The sequence below is a fragment of the Wolbachia endosymbiont of Wuchereria bancrofti genome (assembly GCF_002204235.2).
Classification (GTDB): domain Bacteria; phylum Pseudomonadota; class Alphaproteobacteria; order Rickettsiales; family Anaplasmataceae; genus Wolbachia.
In genome coordinates this window covers 1-16,569 of record NZ_NJBR02000039.1, presented here as the reverse complement: position 1 = coordinate 16,569, position 16,569 = coordinate 1, and the positions used below count along the sequence as shown (strand labels likewise).

Here is a 16,569-nt window from a genome sequence, read left to right as displayed (position 1 = left end):
ACATGGTCTTTTTGTTTATTGTCAGTGAAGTATATAAAATTTTCTCTTCAGTCTTCTGACTATTAAGCGTCTCCCAAAAAGAACTTCTAATTTACTTTCTAGTATAATATCTTTTTTTAAATCAACACCGAGATTTTTATATATTTCAATCAATCCCATCACTGTATTTGGTGTTAACCCTTGTTCAATTCTTATAGCAAAGAAGAAAGATTTTATGTCACTAGATATGAATAACAACTTTCTATCATGCACTAATTTTCCTATGTTGCTTTCTGTCATCTTAAAGCCCTTTCCTGTCATTTTGGTGTGTCCATTTGTAATTGAATTTTCTGGATCCCGGTATCTAGGTACTGGAATGACATCTCTTTTGGTAAAAATTATCCTTATATCACAATGTTCGCACAGTTGTTCGTTTGACACTGGCTCTTTTATCCCGATTACGCTCAGGAATGACAGCGAAAGACTGTTGATGCCCTATTGGTATGTAATGGTAAGACAAAAAGTAGTATAAGTATAATTAATTTCATAACTTAAGCGGCAGACCAGCAAAAGCAAAATTACCTTCAACGTATTGCACATTATCATTATCTTCCAACTCTTCAACCAATGCAGATAATTTATCGATCAACTTTTTATCGCTAATTTCAATCAGGTCCTTTGGCTGCCATGAAAGGCGAGCAAGTTCCGGCTCTCCAAATTTTGCATAAAAAGCATTACGTACCTTGCCAAAATCTTTTACTTTACAGGTTATAACATACAATCCTTCTATGTTATTTTCCTTGACATTCAATACTTCTAATTCGATTCCATGACTAAATAAATCGTCAAAATTTACACTTTCTGCTTTATAAACGATTAAGCCTACATGATCAAAAAGATAACTTACGCTTCCTGTTTCCCCCAAACTTCCATTTTTGCGAGAAAAAATATAACGCACCTCAGAAGCAGCTCGATTACGATTATTCGTCAGAACATGAACAATGAGTGCAGTACCAAAAGGTCCATGGCCTTCATACTGTATTTCTTCATAATTTTCCCCAGCAATATTACCAGCTGCATTTTTTATTGCTGTTTCTATCCTATCTTTTGGCAGATTTTCTTTGCGTGCAGCAAATATAGCAGAGCGAAGACGCGGGTTGAATTCAGGATCAGGTAGCCCTTGCTTTGCAGTAACTGTTATTTCTCTAATGAGTTTTGTAAATCTTTGAGAGCGCTTTGCATCCTGGGCACCTTTCCGATACTTTATATTTGAAAATTGTGAATGACCAGCCATATTCAAATAGTTAAAAATCTAAATTATACACCGAAGCTGGAGAAAGCTAAAGCAAATTTTCAAGTTTACTGTTCCACAGCATTCCCTCTGAGGTTCTCTGCTAATAGACTTTCATACTGCCCAGCTTCTAGATCAAGACCAAGAGCCGAATAAGCTGCTATTAAATAGTTAATAGATCTGGGAAAATAGCTATAATCCTTATTGCTTATTATATTTTGAAAACGCTTAATTGCTGCTAGATATTCACCACGCCTAAAATAGAACTTACCAATAGAATATTCCTTCTTTAGTATATGCTCCGTGATTAGCCTTACCTTTTCCTTCATTTCTTCTATATATTCACTCCCTGAAAAAAGATTAACGTACTCTGCAGCTAGCTCCAAAGCCTTATATGCAGTTTGTTGTCCAAGTTGCACCCTATTAATTTGCATATAATAAGATAACACCCTTAAGTAATATACGTATGGTAAATCCTCACCATTTGGATAAATATATATATAATCGTCCATATCACTTGCAGCACTGCTATAGTCATCCATATTGTAGTGAGAAATACCAGACAACAATTTTGCTTTCATTGCCCAATAAGAAAAAGGATACAAATCCTCAATTTTTCGAAATGCTCTGATAGCTTGTTTGTATTTCTTCTGGTCAAAAAGCTCAACTGCTTCCTCATATAGCTCAGTTTCACTCTTCTCAAGATGGACATCATCACTTGCATATGATCGCGTAAAGGAGCAAATTAGAAAAATAAAGCACGTGATTAAAGCCTTATACATAAAGATTTTTTATCAAAATAAAGTAAAGTATAGATCAAATATCATCTAAATAAACAAATTTCTGGAATTATTACAAAGTTAAAGCAGCATTTTTTGCTTAGGACCACAATTGTATGGACATTGTTATTTGATAAACCAAGGCTCAAGTAGCTTACAGAAACGAAAAACTACTTAACAAACCTTACAAGTCTCCTTATCATAGTGCTGAAGCTATTTATTTATCTTTAGCCTATGTAGATAAAATGATAAAAAACTTAATGTACTTGGTGTCTTAAATGTTTAATTTTTCGTACCATGTGTATCTCATGTCTTTATAAACTTTCAAGGTTTTTACCTAATATAAGCTAAGGTGCACTTGTTAAAGCACTCGAGACGGTAAAAAATGCAATTTAAAAAATAGATAGTGAATAACTAGCTAACAGGGGTTTTTTTGCCTTTTTTCTCATTGGTAAATTTCTTAAATATTTATAACTAAAGATTCACCGGCAACCACTGCTTGTTAGCGGGATCTACACCGCAGTGATATGACAATATTAAGCGCTGGAATGATATCGTTTACTATGAACATCACATTATATCACATGTTCGTGCAGATATGAATCGGGTCACGATCTACTATATCGATCACACTAGCGCCTGTTATACTTTTTCCACTGACTTTTACATTCTTCAACTCCCTCTTATAAGAATGTGTAATAAATCCACTTCCTACTATCAAAAGAGCAATAGTTGCTAAACCTAGAGCAGGACTTAATGATGATGCTAACGTTATTAACATTACCCTTCTTATTAACATTACAGAAGAACCAGCAAGCATTAACCCAGCTATAGGTATATTGCTATTATTTTTGCTGAGTTCCTCACCATGGCTAAGTTTCTCCATTTCCCTTTCCTTATTTTCTTTATTTTCTTTTTTATAATTATAAAAAGCTATGGCAAAAGAAAGTATATTAGCTGTGAAAAAAAGCGCTTCCTCTGCCACTTAAAGTGGCGACACTTCATCCATTATCTGACCCACAATAATCAACACAGTTGATATTACCTCAATATAAGCCAAACATTGATCTATATCAGAACAATTGTACTTTTTCTTTTCTATTTCTCTTCCATTTTCAATATTTTCCAACTCTCGTTCTTTTTGTATTATCTTTCTATTATTGTAAATTAGATATAGCATACAAATAAGAGACAGAACTGAAAAAGGCAGTAAAGTATGACTTAGTCCAACACTTATTACAACGAGTAATACCTGATCGCTACATATTTTTTCTAGCTCAATAGCCATGAGTAACGCAAATGGAATCATTGTAGCCAACGATACATATTGCCTATATAACTCTCTTTTTTTTAGTGTTAGTAGTTCTTGTTCGAGCTTTTTCTTTTTTTCCTCTTTTTCTCCTTTCAGCGTTGATGGCCCCAGTTTCTTCCTTTTTTCTGTTTCCTCTTTTAGTGCTAATAACTCCTGTTCAAACCTTTCTTTTTTGACTTCTTCATCAACTGTTGGCCAAAAATCTCGAAAAAAATCTTCAGCAGAAAATTTAGTTCCAAAGTTACTAATCATATAAATCCTATTGATCTATGAACCAACATATTATACAAGATTTTAATTATTCAGTCAATACTACTAAAACATTAACCTATCTTATCTATTAATTAATCTTCAAGAAATTCAGTCAATCTGTTTAATGCTAGCTAGAACATAATTATAACCCGACCACACAGTCATAACAGCTGCAATCCATAAACAAATTGCACCCATATATTGAACTGCCTCATAATCGTTCATTATTAGTGTCACTACAGCAATCATCTGTAAAAATGTTTTGATTTTTCCAGCCTTACTTACAGGTAAGCTAACATTCTTAGCTATTAGAAACTCCCGCAAACCCGAAACTAATATCTCCCGACAAACGATGACAACTGATGGTACTATCGTGCAATCATTGATCTTATGCTTATAAACCAGCATCATTATCGTTGAAACCACTATTAGTTTATCAGCAATCGGATCAAATAGCCTGCCAAATTTTGATTGGACTTTCCACGCACGCGCTAGGTAACCATCAAAAAAATCTGTAATGCATGCAAATATAAAGATTGATATTGTTATCAAGTTTGCATATCTATTTTCTATATAAAAACTCAATATTATTGCTGGTATTGCAAGTGCACGAGAAATTGTAAGCGAATTAGGCAGGTTTTTCTTAAACATGTAGTGCAATTTCAATCCAGCATGATAAGCTTATACAGAAGTAGAGCACAATCCACAAGTTAATAGTTTGCAATTGAATATTTACAAAAACCTAGTATACTTAAAAATTTACTAGCCATGAGCTCAAAATATAAGGATGTAATGATGAATGATGATTTAGATAGTACAACAAAACAAGAGGCACTTAAGTATCACATTAGAGGTGGCAATCCTGGTAAAATATCTATCTTGCCAACAAAATCTTTGTCTACTCAGTATGACTTGTCACTTGCCTATTCTCCTGGAGTTGCAGCTCCATGCCTTGAAATAGCCAAAAATCCTGATGTGGTCTATGATTATACGGCAAAAAGCAATTGTGTTGCTGTTATTTCAAACGGCACTGCAGTACTTGGGCTTGGCAATATTGGTCCTCTTGCCTCAAAACCTGTCATGGAAGGCAAAGCTATGCTGTTTAAGCGTTTCGCTGATATTGACGCAGTTGATATAGAAGTCGATACAGAAAATATAGAAGATTTTATCAATGCAGTAAGATACCTTGGGCCAAGCTGGGGAGGAATAAATTTAGAGGACATAAGATCCCCCGATTGTTTTATAATAGAGAAACGTCTGAACGAATTGATGGACATTCCAGTGTTTCATGATGACCAACATGGAACTGCAGTAGTTGTTGCAGCTGGCATAGAAAATGCTCTTGATATTGCTGGAAAGAAATTAGAGGACGTTAAAATCATCATGAATGGTGCTGGAGCAGCCGGTATTGCATGTTTAGAAATACTTAAGTCCATGGGCGCTAAAAATATAGTGCTATGTGATAAACAAGGAGTAATATACAAAGGTAGAAACGAGGACATGAATGAGTGGAAAGAAAAATACGCAACTGACACTAAAGAACGTTCTCTACTTGATGCAATAAAAGACACTGATGTATTTATCGGGCTATCTGCAAAGGATGCATTAAATGAAGAGATGTTAAAAAACATGGGTCAAAACCCAATTATCTTTGCTCTTGCTAATCCTGACCCAGAAGTAAGGCCTGAATTTGCAAAATCTGTGAGGCCAGACGCAATAATTGCAACTGGTAGATCAGATTATAACAATCAAGTTAACAACGTAATGGGGTTTCCTTATATATTCAGAGGAGCACTCGATGTACATGCAATGACAATAAATAATGAAATGAAAATCGCAGCTGCAGATGCAATAGCAAAGCTCGCTCGTGAACCAGCACCTGACGAGATATCTGCAGTCTATGGTGGCCGTAAAATGAGCTATGGACGTGAATACATAATACCTACTCCATTTGACCCAAGACTAGTTTCTATAGTATCTTCTGCCGTTGCAAAAGCTGCAGTTTGCTCAGGTGTTGCAAAAAAGGAAATACAAGACTGGAACAAATATGCAAATCAATTAAAATCTCGTCTTGCTAATGCTCTTAACACGCTGAATCTATTGTCCTCACAATATAGCAACTTATAACCAATAATTCAATTGCATACAGTTGTTTTAGATTTATAATATAAAGTGTTGTAATTTAAAGTAAGTGAATGGTTATTGTAATTCATGAATTAGGGGAAATCATCAGACAATTATTTTCTGACACTGACATAAAGATTAATGACCTTGCTGGAGATGATGGCCATTACTATTTAAAAATAACCTCCAAGCACCTTTTCGAAAAGACAAAAATAGAACAGTACAGAATAGCATATAAGGCCTTAGAAGGTCAGTCTATATATGCATTGCAATTAGAAACTAGTACTTAGAATTAAGGTAATATTTATGAGCAATTTCGAACAAATAAAAAAAGACATAACAGAAAATGATGTGGTGTTATACATGAAAGGTACATCTGATTTTCCTCAATGCGGATTCTCTGGACTTGTTGTATCAATTCTCAAAAAATTGAATGTGAAGTTTAAGTACATCAATGTTTTAGAAAATGATGAGATACGTCAGTCCATAAAAAAGTTTTCTAATTGGCCAACAATTCCACAACTATATATAAAGGGAGAGTTTATTGGTGGCTGTGATATTACTCGCGAGATATATGAAAAAGGCGAGCTACAGAGTTTGCTAAAAGAAAAAAAGATTGTTGAATAAAACTTTAAAAAACTTGGGTTCAGGAAAGTTAAACCCTATACCAGGTTTAATAGACGAGTAGCCTAATGCTATTAATTTTATAGGCTCATCTTTGTCACTTGCCACTACTCAAACTCCATCGCCCTTACGGTCAATGATTTCTATTGGTGTAAATACTACATAATTATTGTCATCAACGATCTTTACCCCAAGAATACCTTCATCATTTAAGCCAAGAGCCAAAGAAGGAACCTTATATGCAAACTTTTTGCCCGAAAGCAGCTTTACATTGGCAGTTGGTCCTTGCAAAAATACAATTTCATCATTAGTTATCTTCACCTCTATCCTATAAGATCCAGTTTTAGGTTCAACAATTTTACTAACAAAACTTACTTTGCCCTCCAATTTCCTTTCGTCTAGCAAATTAATTTGAGCTGTGCTGCCTAGTTTTACCTTGTTTACTTCACCTTCCGAAAGGTATAACACTACAAGAACTTGATCAAAATTAACCACGTCAGTTATTTTTTGACCAGTGCTAACAAAAATCCTCTTTGTTTATGTGGATTTTATCTACGTAGCCATCAATAGGAGACTTAACTGCAGTATTTTCTAAATCCAATTCTAGCCCCTTTAGGTCAGCTTTTGCACTTTGCAACGCAGTAAAAGCTTCTTCTACTTGTACTTGCACTCTTTCGCGCTGCTTTAACAAAGCCCTGGCCTTTTCAACCTGTTCAGTTCTGCCATGATCTTCTATTCTCAACACTACATCATCCTTTTTTACCTTTTTACCATCAGATAAATAAATAGCAGCAACTTTACCACTCACTTCCGAGGTAAGGCTGGCTCTATGTAAGGGATTTACTGTACTAGAAAAATTTAAATATACAGTGCGATTTTGCAGTTCACATTTTTGAACTTTTACTTAAAAGCCATTAGTTATATTATCACTATAAACCGCTTGATCTTTCTTTAAAAAACACATTATTAATAAAAAACAGTAAAATAAAAGCAATACCAGAAATAATGATTACTTTACTTCTCATCTTTAAGTAATAAAATTTGTTGACCAATTTTGTTAGAAACGATCGCATAAATTAAATTTTTGAATTAGGAATACTAAGTGAGTATATTGCTTCCATTGCCACTTCACAAATAGTTCTGTAAATAAGCCTACAATGGGACTAGTGCGACTTGAACGCACGACCTTCGGATTAGGAATCCAACGCTCTATCCTACTGAGCTATAGTCCCGTGTTTTCTATTATTCGTGCAAGATTATAGCAAAAATCCTGTATTTTCCTAGATCTCTTGCATAACCAATTTACAACAGCACAAAACATTTTTGTATATTTCTTGAGTACAATGTTATTATACTTAATAACACAGTTTAAGTTGAAAGGTTAATGTTAGTTAACAACATCAGTTATCTTTATAACAATCAAGACGACTTTGCTTTAAACAACATAAACATTAAAGTAAAAAGAGGAAAAGTTGCGTGTCTGTTGGGGCATTCAGGCTGCGGCAAGTCAACAATTCTGAAATTAATTGCAGGAATAGAAAATCCAAAATCTGGAACCATTTTTATAAATGATAAGCTAGTTGCAAGCAGCAGCACATCAATTGCCATAGAGCATAGAAATGTCGGATTGATCTTCCAGCATTCTGCATTATTTCCTCACAAAACAGTAGTAGAGAATGTAACTTTTGCTATTCGCAGTTCTTCCAAAAAAGAAAAGCACCTCATTGCATTGGAAATTTTGAAACTATTGAACATAGCAAAATATGAAAATATGTATCCTAATGCCTTATCTGGAGGGCAGCAACAATTAGTTGCAATAGCAAGAGTAATGGCACAAAACCCTGATGTTGTTTTGCTCGACGAGCCATTTTCTAACTTAGATATACTGTTAAAGTGTCAAATAAGACAATGTATATTGTCTCTCTTTAGAAGTAAAAACATTCCTGTGCTAATGGTAACTCATGACCCGCAAGAAGCATTGAAAGTCGCAGATTTTATCTATGTAATGAAAAATGGTAGAATTATTCAGTCAGGAATTTCTAGTGATATATATCACAGGCCTAAAGATGATACGCTAGCAAAGTTCTTTAGTGAACTCTCTTCTACTCTACAGTTAGGTGAGAAGTTTCCACTTGATGGCGCATTTGCTGCAAGAAAATAATCTAGTCTAAAATTATTATAAAATAGAACTAAACATTAAAAAATTTTGACCTATAATTAAATAAAAGGTGATATAATTACTTGACTTCAGTCGGGTTTTAATATCTAAATTAACATCTTAAATGGAGGTACACAATGAGTTTAGGCCCATGGCAATTATTTCTAGTCTTAATAATAATATTAGTTCTGTTTGGCGCAGGTAGGTTACCGCAAGTTATGGGTGACTTAGGAAAAGGTATTAAAAACCTTAAACAAGAACTTAAGGACTCAGAGAAACTATCATCTAACGAACCAGATCGTTAGCGTCTTCATACTTCATGATATGCACTTTCAGTGCGTATCATTTGTTAAAAATTTGGTTAGGCTAAAGCATTAAAGAGAGGTGAAATATCAGATTGAAATACGGCGATAATTGTGTTAATTAGAAAGAATAGTTTTGTTGAAGGGTAACTGTGCAAAAAAGTGAGAAACTAGCCGAAAATAAAAAATTAGCGTCTGATATTCTAAAAGAAGTTGCAGACACTAATAATGCTAGTAATGATAAAGTGACATTGTTTGATGTTAAAGCAGCTTTGCAAGAGCGCGGTTTTGGTATTTTAATAATTATTTTTTCCTTGCCACTATCGGTGCCTATACCAGTTCCACCTGGCTATACAACTATACTTTCTATACCTCTAATCCTATTCGCACTGCAGCTTTTGTTTGGTTTCCACTCTCCTTGGATGCCTCACTGGTTGGAAAGGAAATCTTTCCAATGTTCAACACTAGCTCTTGTGGTAGAAAAAACTTCCCCTGTGTTAAAAAAAATAGAAAAGTTCATGAGACCAAGAATGTCTTTTATTTTCTATGGACCAGGCGAAAAGATTTTAGCATTTATAATGCTGCTCTGTGCATTATCTATAGCCATTCCACTGCCTTTAACTAACTTTATTCCTGCAATCGGCACAACTCTCATTTCACTTGGCATTATGAGTAAAGACGGACTTCTCTCTATCTTGGGAGTCTTAGTATCACTGTGCGGGTTATTACTTACTCTTGTTGTACTAGTCAAAGGACCACAGCTCATACTTGGAGCATTCTCTTTCCTAAAAAGTTTTGTATATGGTTAGGCTCTACAACACTCTAACAAAAAAAAAGAGCTTTTTACACCGATCAATAAAGATCATGTAACAATGTATGTTTGCGGACCAACGGTATATGATACAGCACACATAGGTAATGCACGCTCTATTGTTGTTTACGATGTGTTATTTCAACTGCTTAAATTTTGTTATGGCAAAGCCACTTATGTGCGTAATATAACCGACATTGACGATAAGATAATAAATGCAGCAAATGAGAAAGATAGCAGTATAGAAAGTATCAGCACATATTATACTAGGGCTTTTCATGAAGATATGAGAAGCATAAATTGTGCAGAACCAACACATGAACCAAAAGCAGCGGAAAATATAAAATATATTATCGAATTAATCGAATATTTATTGCAATCTGGTCACGCTTATGAATCCAATAAACATATATACTTTAGCATAGAGTCTTACCCTGAGTATGGTGCTCTATCAGGGAAAAAAATTGATGAATTGGAGCATGGTAGCAGAGTTGAAGTTGGTGAAAATAAAAAGCATCCAGGAGATTTCGTACTGTGGAAACCTGCAAACGACACTGATTACAAGCTTTCAAGTTACTGGAATAGCCCATGGGGAGAAGGAAGACCAGGATGGCACATAGAATGTTCAGCAATGTCATATGCTTACCTCGGCAAAGATTTTGACATTCATGGTGGTGGTATAGATTTACAATTTCCTCATCATGAAAATGAAATTGCACAAAATAAATCTGCATTTACTGGATCAATGTTTGCAAAATATTGGGTACATAATGGTTCTCTTACAGTAAATAAAGAGAAAATGAGCAAATCTTTATTTAATATAGTTAAGGTAAGAGATTTACTGGATAGCGGAATAAAGGGTGAAGTAATACGTTACGCATTGTTCAAAACTCACTACAGAAAACCACTAGATTGGACAGAAAGTGTTATTTCTGAATCGCAGGAAATTTTAAACAAATTTTATCGGTTACTACGTGGCATAGATGTAGCAAGCATCGAAAAGAGTGATGTAGAAGTCTCTAGAGACTTTATAGAAACTTTAAAAAACGACCTAAATATTCCTGAAGCTTTAGCTATATTGCATGAAATGGCTACCAAAATTAATAAAACAAATAATGAGAACGAGAAGCTCAAATTAACTGAAAGTTTTATTAAGAGCGCAAGGTTCATTGGTCTTCTTGAGTCAAGCTATCAAGAGTGGTTCACTGCCGGTATAAGTTATCAAGAAATAAAAAGATTGATAGATTTAAGAAAAGTAGCAAAACAAAATAAAGATTACGATGCTGCAGACAAAATAAGAGATCAATTAAAACAAATGGGAGTTACAATTTCTGACAATGAAGATGGTACAACAACCTGGTAAATTCATATGGAAAATTATCTCCTATTGTTCACAGATAACCTAGTATCATCGCTGATCTTACCTATACACCAAAGTTTTGTGTTTTATACTATGTTGTATTTCAGGTCATATTATAATCCACTACTTACGTTACTTTTTGGAGTACTGGGATCAAGCATTGGTGGAATGGTCAATTGGTACTTAGGTAGAATAACAATTTCCATTAGGAAATCATACCACAAATTAGAGAACGAGTACAAAACACCAAGAATCATAAAAAACCTACTGATCTATGCAGTTGCATTACTCTCTTGGGTGCCAGCATTTGGAAGCGTAATACAGGTTTTATCAGGTTATTTTAAATTAAACCTCAGTATCTTTACTTTATTAACTATTTTATCTAACCTTTTTTACTTGTTATGCCTCATCATTACTGTTCAATAGTTGTTATCAAGTAGCTGAGCTAGCTACTAGTTTTTAAAACTTTTCCTCTGCTTTTCTAAATATTCAATATAGCTTCGTGCAGTGCAGTCCAAGATATTTGCTTCTCATATTAGGCATAAGTTTTTGCTTCCAAGTGTTCTTAAATTCTTGAAACCATTGCTTCTCAAAATTTTGAAAATCAGTCAAAATTTTTAACCTAAACTTATCAATCAAATTTGAAACTTCTACAACTTTTTCAGGGCTTACAGACTTTAAAGACAATACTTCACTCTTTAATACATCCAACTTACTAAAATATTAGGCTTAAACGGTATACAAAGTGAAGATCTTATATTGTATCTTAGATAAGAGCCATAATACAGCTTGATCTTATACATTAACGTAGCAAAGCATCAGAAGAAATGCTATTTTTATATTGTGCAAGAGAGGACAATAAACACTTGTAATCTATTTTATTGAAAAATGGTGTTTGTAAACTTAACTTAATTCTATCACTCAAAGATGTGAATTTTTGAAAACATAACTGCCATACTCGCTTAAAATTCAGGCAAAATATCTTCCTATTCTAGCTTTGGAAGCAACTCTTTTATGATTTCTTTTGGTAAATGGCGTATTGAAAATTGATTGATGACCCATGCAAAATTCTCTTCAAACTCATCTGTGTAATCAGTGTTACTATCAGGAAAAATTACATTGTTCTCTTTGTCATTTCAAGGCCATATTTTTAAAAAAAATTGTTTAACCTTTTTTTTAATTTTAAAATATTTTCACTTTTATCACCACCTCACACAAAACCTCACTTACTTTTTGCTCCACGTCTTTAGGACTGATCTTATCACCTATATACAATCCCAATGCCATTTTTCTCTAATAACTCCCAATCAAACAACTTATGTGGATCAGGCTTACGCACCCACGTAGCCTTCAATAGCTGAGTTACATACTATAGTGCCTATTTTAGCGTGATTAAATATCATATCTTTCTTAATCTTAAAGCGCTTCATAAGGTATAAAATCAGATCTTTGACAGATTTTATTTGTTCTTCTAGGAAAGGTTCAAGTCCTGTGTTTACAATTTCTATGCCTATAGAACAACCATTCAGCTTCTGTAGTTTTTAATCACACTATTTACTTGAACTTTTGCATAACTGATACCAGCATGCCATGCCCTTTTTTCTAATGGAACCATCACAATAATGCTACCATCTCTATTAACAATAAGCTGCACTGATATCCTTCTGAAATTTAACGTATCTTTTGTGCTTTTTAATGTCGGGATTCGATATGGTCACTATCACCATCAATATCTTTCTGTCATCTCTATCATCACAATTTAAATTTGGTGCAGGGTCTAAAAATAGCAGACTTTTTTAAGGATGGTAGACTTTTTTTAATCTTGAAAATCTTCCTTAATACTATTTGAATAAAATTATTGCTCAGATACAGTAAGCATTGAAGTGACAACAAGCAACAAAAGCACAGAGGCAAACAGAGCTAATAGATATTTGCTTACTATAAACTTCATGCAGCTCTAACATTCCATAAATCGCAGAAACTATCTATAATATAAATAAATTAATATAGTACATATAAAATGATATTTGTTTAACTTTTTTTTAGCCAGTGTGCCTATCAAGGTTTGCTGCAGCTACAATTAGTACTTTATCATTACATTTTCGTGTTAAATCAGGATAGAACGTAAGAATAGCACTATTCTTTCTTACAAATATTGATTGATAATTATCATCTTCCATTTTATATAGCACATTCCATCTTTTTCTAATTTCTCAAACGCTTTGGTTACAGAAGCTAAGATATCATCAGCATGAGGGTTATATGCATGCTCATTTGAGCAATTAATTTTCACTTTTCCATCCTTACCCAAATATTTTACTTCAAGCATACAAACCAGCAATTTGTATCCAATTTATTGCACTGGGATTTATTGTTCCAGATTGCACTTGCCCATTTATCTTCTTGAGCTTCAACCACACCTACCTCAAAATGTATACCACCTAATCCTATTTCATCTGGCTCACCACAAAAAATATGCCCAAATCCTATAGTTTCTTTTTCAATTCCACTATTTGTGAACTAAATCTTAGTTAGTTTATCCTTAAATAACTCCAAATCTGCACCCGGTGTAATCACCTGATGATTAAGCTTATCATATATTTATCTTACTAATTCTTGATGCTGTGAACAATCAAGCAAAATTCTGAAATCCTCCTTACCAGGATGCGACCCTAATCATGCAAACTCTTAACATTTCTCTATCAAAATCAGTCAGCTCTGGAAGCAACGGGATGTAGTTTGGGCCTGAAGAATCTGTTTCGAAAAAATGGTTCAAAGTTAGTTCGTGAATTTGCACCACTAAAACAATGACCCTTAATATAAAAAAGAAATCCTATTATCGGTATTATTAAGTATAAAACTAGCTTACCTCTCTTCAACATAACTGCAATACAACTTCATAAAAAAGTTAGGGTACAAGCAACAATTTAAATTAAAAAAGCTTTAATCTAACATAGATTGCAGCGCAGCAATCCCTGGCATCTTGTCACCGCTAAGCCAACTCAAAAATGCCCCTCCACCAGTTGAAACATATGTAAAATCTTTATCAGTAAGACCTGCAGCATTTATTGCAGATAAACTATCCCCTCCTCCTATTACGCTGGTTAATTTTCCTTTATATGTTAAGTCACTTACGACTTTCATCACCTCTATTGTACCATTTGCAAAAGCTGAATGTTCAAAAACACCAATAGGTCCATTCCATAGCAGAGCCTTACTGCTTGCTATTATACTACTTATTGTGCTTAAAGTTTGAGGCCCTATATCTAAAATCACATCATTATCCAAAACAGACCCAGTTTCTCTTAAAATGCAAGTGCTATAATCAGAATTCACTGCAACCAGAACATCTTCAGGTATAACTATTTTGCAATTGTTTTTATCTGCCATTTTAACAACATCATGCAGAAGACCATCAACGCCATTTTGAAAGAAAGATTTGCCTATATTAACTTTATTAAATAATAAAAAATTGTTAGCAATTGCACCACCAAGGACCAGATAATCGACCTTTTCTACTAATCTTATAAGCATTTTTATTTTAGTTGATATTTTAGCCCCACCAACTATTGCAGTAATAGGTTTAGCCTCAAATGATACAGCCTTCTCAAGATATCTTAGCTCATCTTGTAAGCAAAATCCTGCATAGGAAGGCAAAAATTCTGTAATGCGTGAAATAGAAGCGTGAGCTCTGTGAGAGCAAGAAAATGCATCATTAACATATACATCCGCTAGAGACGCCAATCGTTTGGCAAAATTTGCGTCATTTTGCTCTTCTTCCTTATAAAATCTCAGATTTTCTAACAATATTACATCTCTTATAGCTATCGCATTCACTACCTTTTGTACTTTTTTACCAATACAACCATCAACAAATTTTACCTCTTTATTTAATAGATGTGATAAAGTTTTAACCACATTTTTTAGTGAAAGATTATTGTCTTTGGCCCTTGGGCGTCCAAAATGTGATATAATAATAACCTTTGCACCCGCATTTACCAAATGCCGAATAGTAGGTAATGACCTCAAAACACGAGTAGTATCGTGCACTTTTCCATTCTTTATAGGAATATTGAAGTCAACTCTGAGTAAGACAGCTTTACCGTGAAGATCACAATTTTCTATGCTAGGTATATTCATCATAAAATTAAAGCTATAAAGTCACTATGCAGCAGTTTGACCTAAAGTAAATCACTTTTTTTTCCACGTACTCCCTTTGAAGTTGAATATTGAAAATTAACCGGAGAATTGTGGATCATTTTATATATGTCATAACAAGCCATGGCACTTTCGGCAAAACCATTTAATATCAACTTTAGTTTGCCCAAATAAGCAGCTACATCTCCAATTGCATATATCCTATCTCTACTGGTTCTAAGTGTAGCTTGGTCAACAACTACGCGGCTACCTTCTAACTGTATATCCCAACTGCCTATTGGACCCAAATCCATTGATAGTCCAAAAAACGGCAGTAAGAAATCAGCGGATATTTTTCTTTCTTCCTTAGAGGTAATATTTTTTATTATCACCGCACTCAACTGCCCATCGTTTCCCGTTAGTTTGTGTAGTTGATATGGCACTACAAGTTCTATCCTTCCACTACTCTCAAGTAATTTTAATTTATTTCTCGTTTCAGAAACGCAACGAAATTCTTTTCTTCGATGTATCACATAAATTTTCTTTGCAACTTTAGAGAGTTCTACGGTCCAATCAGCTGCAGAATCGCCTCCCCCTGCAATCACTATGATTTTGTCCTGAAAATCAGAAATTTTATTCACGTTATAAAATACGGATTTATTTTCATATTCTAATATACCGCTAAGGGGTGGACGGTTAGGTTCAAACATTCCATTGCCTGCAGCAATGATAATAGCCTTGCATTCCACCTTCGTACCTGCGCTCGTTACTACAATAAAACTTTGACTGTTATTATTTACAATTTCTTCCACTCTTTGACTTAAATGGTAAACAGGCTCAAATGGTGAAGCCTGTTCCATTAATTGCTCAATTAATTTTTGAGCAGTAATTACGGGATAGCCAGGTATATCATATATTGGTTTTTCTGGGTAAAGAGCAGTGCATTGCCCTCCCGCTTGATCTAAAACATCTATTATATGACATCTCATATCAAGCATTCCTGCTTGAAAAGCGGTAAATATTCCAACAGGTCCTGCACCTATTACTACTATATCAGTTTCCATATTCAGGTGGTAATTTACTTAGATATTAGTTGGCTTTGTTAATAAGGTCAATTAGTCAAACTACAGAAACGATGCCATGAATTAAATGGCAAAATTACTTGACACATTTTGCTAGACCTCTTACCATAGTACTGAAGATATTAGTTATTTTCAATCTGTGTAGATTAAACAACAAGGTTATTAACGTAGTGGGCACCTTATGTTTAATTTTTTGCACTATGTGTATCTTATGTCTTCACAAGATTTCTAGGGGTTTTTATCTATATGAGCTGAAACGCGCTTATAAAGCATTTAAGACAGTATAGCACACCAATTTGTAGGATATAGAGAGTAAGCAACTTCTACCACAAAGTGTAGTGCATTCTCTTTAGGATAT

18 protein-coding genes, 1 tRNA gene and 3 pseudogenes are annotated in these 16,569 nt (G+C 34.1%); 8 read left to right on the top strand and 14 right to left on the bottom strand.

Translation table 11 applies throughout. From position 1 onward, the window contains the following. The 6 genes and pseudogenes from CCY16_RS02520 to pgsA form a co-directional block, all read right to left on the bottom strand. Positions 1 to 246 (bottom strand): annotated as a pseudogene (locus CCY16_RS02520) (M23 family peptidase); the annotation flags it as partial. Positions 247 to 523: 277 nt separating this feature from the next. Continuing rightward, positions 524 to 1,273: a YebC/PmpR family DNA-binding transcriptional regulator gene (locus tag CCY16_RS02515; protein WP_088414707.1), complete on the bottom strand. Its 750-nt coding sequence runs from the start codon at positions 1,271 to 1,273 to the stop codon at positions 524 to 526. A gap of 65 nt (positions 1,274 to 1,338) precedes the next feature. Continuing rightward, positions 1,339 to 2,052 carry an outer membrane protein assembly factor BamD gene (locus CCY16_RS02510; protein WP_088414705.1) on the bottom strand — a complete coding sequence of 238 codons (714 nt, stop codon included), beginning with the start codon at positions 2,050 to 2,052 and terminating at the stop codon, positions 1,339 to 1,341. A 577-nt stretch (positions 2,053 to 2,629) separates the two neighbouring features. Next, positions 2,630 to 3,034 (bottom strand): hypothetical protein, encoded by a 405-nt coding sequence (locus tag CCY16_RS06150; protein ID WP_245800733.1) that lies wholly within the window; start codon positions 3,032 to 3,034, stop codon positions 2,630 to 2,632. Beyond that, positions 3,035 to 3,613, bottom strand: coding sequence for a hypothetical protein (locus CCY16_RS06145; protein WP_245800732.1), 579 nt, complete (start codon positions 3,611 to 3,613; stop codon positions 3,035 to 3,037). Positions 3,614 to 3,721: 108 nt separating this feature from the next. Then, positions 3,722 to 4,264 carry a CDP-diacylglycerol--glycerol-3-phosphate 3-phosphatidyltransferase gene (pgsA, locus tag CCY16_RS02500; protein ID WP_088414703.1) on the bottom strand — a complete coding sequence of 181 codons (543 nt, stop codon included), beginning with the start codon at positions 4,262 to 4,264 and terminating at the stop codon, positions 3,722 to 3,724. A 144-nt stretch (positions 4,265 to 4,408) separates the two neighbouring features. On the opposite strand from pgsA, the gene CCY16_RS02495 reads away from it, so the two are divergent. The 3 genes from CCY16_RS02495 to grxD all read left to right on the top strand — a co-directional run bounded on the left by CCY16_RS02495 (position 4,409) and on the right by grxD (position 6,364). Next, positions 4,409 to 5,740 (top strand): malic enzyme-like NAD(P)-binding protein, encoded by a 1,332-nt coding sequence (locus CCY16_RS02495; protein WP_088414709.1) that lies wholly within the window; start codon positions 4,409 to 4,411, stop codon positions 5,738 to 5,740. 68 nt (positions 5,741 to 5,808) lie between these two features. After that, positions 5,809 to 6,027, top strand: coding sequence for a BolA family protein (locus CCY16_RS02490; RefSeq protein WP_088414701.1), 219 nt, complete (start codon positions 5,809 to 5,811; stop codon positions 6,025 to 6,027). A gap of 16 nt (positions 6,028 to 6,043) precedes the next feature. Continuing rightward, the gene (gene grxD / locus CCY16_RS02485) at positions 6,044 to 6,364 is read left to right on the top strand and encodes a Grx4 family monothiol glutaredoxin (protein ID WP_011256874.1); all 321 of its coding nucleotides are present in this window, start codon (positions 6,044 to 6,046) and stop codon (positions 6,362 to 6,364) included. Positions 6,365 to 6,472: 108 nt separating this feature from the next. Here grxD and CCY16_RS06140 read toward each other — a convergent pair whose 3' ends face one another. The 3 genes from CCY16_RS06140 to CCY16_RS02475 form a co-directional block, all read right to left on the bottom strand. After that, the gene (locus tag CCY16_RS06140; RefSeq protein ID WP_245800731.1) at positions 6,473 to 6,856 is read right to left on the bottom strand and encodes an HlyD family efflux transporter periplasmic adaptor subunit; all 384 of its coding nucleotides are present in this window, start codon (positions 6,854 to 6,856) and stop codon (positions 6,473 to 6,475) included. A gap of 22 nt (positions 6,857 to 6,878) precedes the next feature. Further along, on the bottom strand, positions 6,879 to 7,169 hold the full coding sequence (locus CCY16_RS06135; RefSeq protein ID WP_245800730.1) for an efflux RND transporter periplasmic adaptor subunit: 291 nt from the start codon (positions 7,167 to 7,169) through the stop codon (positions 6,879 to 6,881). A 350-nt stretch (positions 7,170 to 7,519) separates the two neighbouring features. Beyond that, positions 7,520 to 7,593: transfer RNA gene (locus CCY16_RS02475), tRNA-Arg, on the bottom strand. Positions 7,594 to 7,745: 152 nt separating this feature from the next. Between CCY16_RS02475 and CCY16_RS02470 the strand changes: the two genes are divergently transcribed. The 5 genes and pseudogenes from CCY16_RS02470 to CCY16_RS06800 all read left to right on the top strand — a co-directional run bounded on the left by CCY16_RS02470 (position 7,746) and on the right by CCY16_RS06800 (position 11,418). Continuing rightward, positions 7,746 to 8,522: an ABC transporter ATP-binding protein gene (locus CCY16_RS02470; RefSeq protein ID WP_088414699.1), complete on the top strand. Its 777-nt coding sequence runs from the start codon at positions 7,746 to 7,748 to the stop codon at positions 8,520 to 8,522. Positions 8,523 to 8,656: 134 nt separating this feature from the next. Next, entirely contained in the window at positions 8,657 to 8,824 is a 168-nt protein-coding gene (gene tatA / locus CCY16_RS02465) for a twin-arginine translocase TatA (protein WP_006013840.1), read from the top strand. 149 nt (positions 8,825 to 8,973) lie between these two features. Further along, positions 8,974 to 9,630 (top strand): exopolysaccharide biosynthesis protein, encoded by a 657-nt coding sequence (locus tag CCY16_RS02460; RefSeq protein WP_088414697.1) that lies wholly within the window; start codon positions 8,974 to 8,976, stop codon positions 9,628 to 9,630. After that, positions 9,623 to 10,995 (top strand): annotated as a pseudogene (gene cysS / locus CCY16_RS02455) (cysteine--tRNA ligase). The gene CCY16_RS02460 and the pseudogene cysS overlap by 8 nt, the downstream one beginning before the upstream one ends. Positions 10,996 to 11,001: 6 nt before the next feature. Then, positions 11,002 to 11,418, top strand: coding sequence for a YqaA family protein (locus tag CCY16_RS06800; RefSeq protein ID WP_088414695.1), 417 nt, complete (start codon positions 11,002 to 11,004; stop codon positions 11,416 to 11,418). 905 nt (positions 11,419 to 12,323) lie between these two features. Here the strand turns inward: CCY16_RS06800 and CCY16_RS06665 are convergent. From CCY16_RS06665 to CCY16_RS02425, 5 genes and pseudogenes are all read right to left on the bottom strand, one after another. Next, positions 12,324 to 12,521, bottom strand: a complete 198-nt coding sequence (locus tag CCY16_RS06665) for an N-acetylmuramoyl-L-alanine amidase (RefSeq protein WP_410543240.1) — start codon at positions 12,519 to 12,521, stop codon at positions 12,324 to 12,326. Continuing rightward, entirely contained in the window at positions 12,518 to 12,646 is a 129-nt protein-coding gene (locus CCY16_RS06660) for a hypothetical protein (protein ID WP_342742178.1), read from the bottom strand. Before CCY16_RS06660 ends, CCY16_RS06665 begins: the two co-directional genes overlap by 4 nt. Before the next feature lie 404 nt (positions 12,647 to 13,050). Continuing rightward, a pseudogene (locus CCY16_RS07100) lies at positions 13,051 to 13,874 on the bottom strand (EndoU domain-containing protein). A gap of 61 nt (positions 13,875 to 13,935) precedes the next feature. Further along, on the bottom strand, positions 13,936 to 15,132 hold the full coding sequence (locus CCY16_RS02430; protein WP_179946032.1) for a phosphoglycerate kinase: 1,197 nt from the start codon (positions 15,130 to 15,132) through the stop codon (positions 13,936 to 13,938). 41 nt (positions 15,133 to 15,173) lie between these two features. Then, positions 15,174 to 16,193, bottom strand: coding sequence for an NAD(P)/FAD-dependent oxidoreductase (locus CCY16_RS02425; RefSeq protein WP_088414691.1), 1,020 nt, complete (start codon positions 16,191 to 16,193; stop codon positions 15,174 to 15,176). Positions 16,194 to 16,569: the final 376 nt, after the last annotated feature.

Bases quoted from the DNA above. Each gene is read 5' to 3' on its own strand.
- CCY16_RS02515 (WP_088414707.1), bottom strand. From the start codon at position 1,273: ATGGCTGGTCATTCACAATTTTCAAATATAAAGTATCGGAAAGGTGCC.
- CCY16_RS02425 (WP_088414691.1), bottom strand. From the start codon at position 16,193: ATGGAAACTGATATAGTAGTAATAGGTGCAGGACCTGTTGGAATATTT.
- pgsA (WP_088414703.1), bottom strand. From the start codon at position 4,264: ATGTTTAAGAAAAACCTGCCTAATTCGCTTACAATTTCTCGTGCACTT.
- CCY16_RS02510 (WP_088414705.1), bottom strand. From the start codon at position 2,052: ATGTATAAGGCTTTAATCACGTGCTTTATTTTTCTAATTTGCTCCTTT.
- CCY16_RS06145 (WP_245800732.1), bottom strand. From the start codon at position 3,613: ATGATTAGTAACTTTGGAACTAAATTTTCTGCTGAAGATTTTTTTCGA.
- CCY16_RS02430 (WP_179946032.1), bottom strand. From the start codon at position 15,132: ATGAATATACCTAGCATAGAAAATTGTGATCTTCACGGTAAAGCTGTC.
- tatA (WP_006013840.1), top strand. From the start codon at position 8,657: ATGAGTTTAGGCCCATGGCAATTATTTCTAGTCTTAATAATAATATTA.
- CCY16_RS02470 (WP_088414699.1), top strand. From the start codon at position 7,746: ATGTTAGTTAACAACATCAGTTATCTTTATAACAATCAAGACGACTTT.
- CCY16_RS06800 (WP_088414695.1), top strand. From the start codon at position 11,002: ATGGAAAATTATCTCCTATTGTTCACAGATAACCTAGTATCATCGCTG.
- CCY16_RS02495 (WP_088414709.1), top strand. From the start codon at position 4,409: ATGAATGATGATTTAGATAGTACAACAAAACAAGAGGCACTTAAGTAT.
- CCY16_RS02490 (WP_088414701.1), top strand. From the start codon at position 5,809: ATGGTTATTGTAATTCATGAATTAGGGGAAATCATCAGACAATTATTT.
- grxD (WP_011256874.1), top strand. From the start codon at position 6,044: ATGAGCAATTTCGAACAAATAAAAAAAGACATAACAGAAAATGATGTG.